This is a genomic window from Aquitalea sp. S1-19 (assembly GCF_024343515.1).
The window spans coordinates 1-3,645 of sequence record NZ_RJTZ01000170.1; the positions used below are offsets into that span (position 1 = coordinate 1).

At 63.9% G+C, this 3,645-nt stretch carries 3 protein-coding genes and 1 pseudogene; all 4 read right to left on the reverse strand.

Annotated features, from left to right (window positions below; genetic code table 11):
- Nucleotides 1–194 (reverse strand): annotated as a pseudogene (locus EGI20_RS16495) (CheR family methyltransferase); the annotation flags it as partial.
- A complete protein-coding gene (locus tag EGI20_RS16500; RefSeq protein ID WP_498629184.1) occupies nt 194–796 on the reverse strand; it encodes a chemotaxis protein CheD in 603 nt (200 codons plus the stop codon). The pseudogene EGI20_RS16495 and the gene EGI20_RS16500, both read right to left, overlap by 1 nt.
- A 7-nt stretch (nt 797–803) precedes the next feature.
- Nucleotides 804–1,346: a chemotaxis protein CheW gene (locus EGI20_RS16505; protein WP_498629182.1), complete on the reverse strand. Its 543-nt coding sequence runs from the start codon at nt 1,344–1,346 to the stop codon at nt 804–806.
- A gap of 11 nt (nt 1,347–1,357) precedes the next feature.
- Nucleotides 1,358–3,535 (reverse strand): methyl-accepting chemotaxis protein, encoded by a 2,178-nt coding sequence (locus EGI20_RS16510; protein WP_498632779.1) that lies wholly within the window; start codon nt 3,533–3,535, stop codon nt 1,358–1,360.
- Nucleotides 3,536–3,645: the final 110 nt, after the last annotated feature.

The following is a 3,645-nucleotide window of genomic DNA, read 5'->3' on the forward strand; positions in this document are numbered from 1 at the left end:
TCCTGCGGATGGCGCTCGTCGGTGACTCGCTGGTAGTACTGCAGGTAGTTTTCCAGTTGCAGTTCATGTAGCCGCTTTTGCAGGCGGCCCATCACCAGCGGCCGCTTGCTGTCGGCCAGATGGACGCCGGCAACACGGTAGATCAGTTGGCGCAGCAGGGTGAACTCCTGTTCGGAGAGCGCGATTTCAGGCATTAGAACAACTCGACGCGGGGTGTTTGGGGGCCGTTTTGCACCTGGCGCAGCGACTCGGCGTAGGCCTGTTCTTCGCGTTTGAGTGCCTGGGCCTGAACGGCACCGACCCCCGCGCGCCGGCACCAGGCATCTCCGGTCGCGGGGACCAGCAGCACCTTGCGCGACCAGGGGCCTAGAAAATCGGAGGCCAGTAGTGGGATGCGCTCGCGCGCGAGCCAGGTCTGGGTGAAGTCGGCGTTGCGCTTGCCAATGGAGAGCACGCCAGGCGGGGTGCTGTCGATTACATTGCCGCCGCCGAAAGCCTTGGCATGGATGCGGTGGCGGGCCGCACCCAGCTTGAGCATGGCATTGAGCAGAGCTTCCATGCAGGCATCGCCGGCCAGCAGCATGTCCTCGTCGGCATGGCGGCTGTTGCGCATCTGCGGCAGCATGAAATGATTCATGCCGGCCAGCGGCAGGCCGGTATCGATCAGACAGACCGCGACGCAGGAACCCAGCAGGGTGGCAATCGGGCGCTGCCGCTCTACTGCCCACTCGCCGGGGCGGATATTGAGTGCAAGGCGCTCAATCTCGCGCGGCGGCAGGGCCGCGTAGTCGCTCATGGCGGGGTCAGGCATCAGCCGGCAGCACGTCGGCAACCTGTGCCAGCATCGAGATTTCCTCGACTGACAGTACGCGTAACACCTCAAGGATGATCACGAACTTGCCGTTCACCTTGCCCATGCCCTGGATAAAATCGGTGCGGATGCGGGCGCCGAAGGACGGGGCCGGCTCGATCTCGGCCGGCGCGATCTCCAGCACTTCCAGCACCGCATCGACCATCACGCCGATATCCTGGCGCTGGTCCCCCTCCTGCAGTTCGATGATGACGATGCAGGTGCGCCGCGAAACCTCGGTCGCATGGTCGCCGAAGCGGCAGGAGAGGTCGATCACCGGCACCACGCTGCCGCGCAGGTTGATCACCCCGCGGATAAAGCCGGGCATCATCGGGATTTCGGTGACCGTGCCGTACTCAATGATTTCCTTCACATTGAGGATGGCGACGGCGAACACTTCGCCGCGCAGGGTGAAGGTCAGGTACTGCTGGGGCGTGCTCGCATGCGGCGTCAGCTTGCTGGCGGGTCGCTGTGGCGTCTGGGCTGCGGATTCCATCGCGCTCCCCTTCAGAATTTTTCGAAGTCGGCTTCATCGAAGACAGCCGTCACGTTGCTTCTGGCCGCGAGCGTGCGGCTGCTTGCCACCGGGGCCGGCGCGCGCACGGCGGCGAGGGCGACCCGGGCTGTGCCGCGCTGCTGGCTGGCTCCGACCGAGAAGAAGTCCATCAGCTGCTGCAGTTGTCCGGCCTGGCCACCCAGTTCTTCTGCGGTCGCGGCCAGCTCTTCCGAGGCGGAGGCGTTCTGCTGGGTTGCCTTGTTCAGTTGGCCCATTGCATTGTTGATCTGCAACACGCCGGTGGACTGCTCCTCGGAGGCGGCGGAAATTTCCTGCACCAGATCGGAGGTCTTCTGGATCGAGGGCACCATCTCTTCGAGCAGGCGGCCGGCGCGCTCGGCCATCTTCACGCTGGAACCGGCCAGTTCGCCGATCTCCTGTGCCGCCACCTGGCTGCGCTCGGCCAGTTTGCGCACTTCGGCGGCGACCACGGCGAAGCCCTTGCCATGCTCGCCGGCGCGCGCCGCTTCGATGGCGGCGTTCAGTGCCAGCAGGTTGGTCTGGTAGGCGATGTCATCGATAATGCCGATCTTGTCGGCGATCGAGCTCATCGCCTCGACCGTCTTGCCGACCGCGCTGCCGCCTTCGCCTGCTTCACGTGCCGCCTTGGACGCCATATTGTCGGTGACGCGGGCGTTCTCGGTGTTCTGTGCGACCGAGGCGGTCATCTGCTCCAGGCTGGCGGTGGTCTCTTCGACCGATGCGGCCTGCTCGGAGGACGACTGCGACAGCGACTGGGCGGTGGCGGAAACCTGGCCTGCTGCATTGGACAGCGCATCGGCCGCCGTGGTGATCTGGGCGATGGTGTCGGACAGCTTGGCGATCGTGTTGTTGATGGCAGCTGCCAGCGCGGCAAAGTCGCCCTGGTACTGCGTGGTGATGGACTGCGTCATGTCGCCCTGTTCCATTGCGGCCATCACTCGCTGTACGTCGCGAATCGGCGACACCACGGCGTCGAGGGTGTCGTTGACGCCAGTGACAATGCTGCGGAAGTCGCCCTGGTGCATGCTGGCATCGGCACGGGTGTCGAGCTTGCCTGCGACCGCCGACTCGGACAGCTGTCGGGCATCGGCAATCAGGCGGTTGACTGCCTCAATACAGGTATTCAGGTTGTTTTTCAGCAGGTTGAAGTCGCCATTGTAACTGTCGCTGATCTTGGCTGGGATGTCGCCACGGGCGATGCGCGCGACGTAGTCGGCGGCAACTTGCAGCGGGCCGATCACCGCATCCAGGGTGTCGTTGACGCCGCTGACGATGGACTTGAATTCGCCCTGATGCTTGCCGGCCTCGGCGCGGGTGTCCAGTCGGCCTTCGACGGCGGCCAGGCTCAGCAGGCGGGTGTCCGCCGCCATGGCCTGCACCGAGGTCTGGACGGCACCGACCGCGCGCACCATTTCACCCACTTCGTCGCGGTGCTGGTTCTCCAGTGTGAAGCCGAAGTCACCGGCGGCCATCTTCTTCGCGGCGCCGACGGCCTCGCCCAGCGGACGGGTGATGCTGCGTGTGATCAAGAAACCGATCAGCAGGGTCAGGGTGACCGCGATGCCGCCTAGCGCGATCAGCAGCAGCTGCGTCTGCTGTGACAGTTCTGCTGCTGCCTCGCCGGACTCATTCATCAGCTTTATCTGGTAGTCGATCAGCTCGTTCACCGCGCCGATATAGGCGGTTTGGGTGCTGCGCAGGTTTCCTTGCAGCAGCGCGGCCGCGGCCTCCCTGTTGTCGGCCTTGATCAGCTCGATCAGCTGTTCCTGATGTTCGACATAGTTGTTGCGGGCGAGCTTGATCTTGTCCAGCAAGACGACACCCTGTTCGCTGGTGATGGCTTTTTCCAGCGTGGTCAGGCGCTCGGTAATCACCTTGCGCTGTTCGGCCACAGTCGCTAGCGACTTGTCTTGTTCGGGGCCGGTGAAGATATAGGCGTTGCGCAGCTGGCGGGCGATGACGTTGATCGCGCCGATGACCTCGTTGGCCTGAACCACCTTGGGGAAGCGGTCCTGTACCGTCAGGTTGATTTCATGCGACAGCTCGGAGATGCGGGCATAGCTGGTCAGTGCCATGGCAGCGAGCAGAGCAAGGATCAGGGCATAGCCAATGGCCAGCCGCGTGCCGATTTTCAGGTTGTTCAACATGCCGTTTCTCCACGGTATGAAAATGGTCAAATTGTTGCGGCCAGCCGGGGCGAACTGCCCTTGCGTGCCTCGTGTTCTTCGTTGCGGGCCGCCCGCTGCACCAGTGCCTG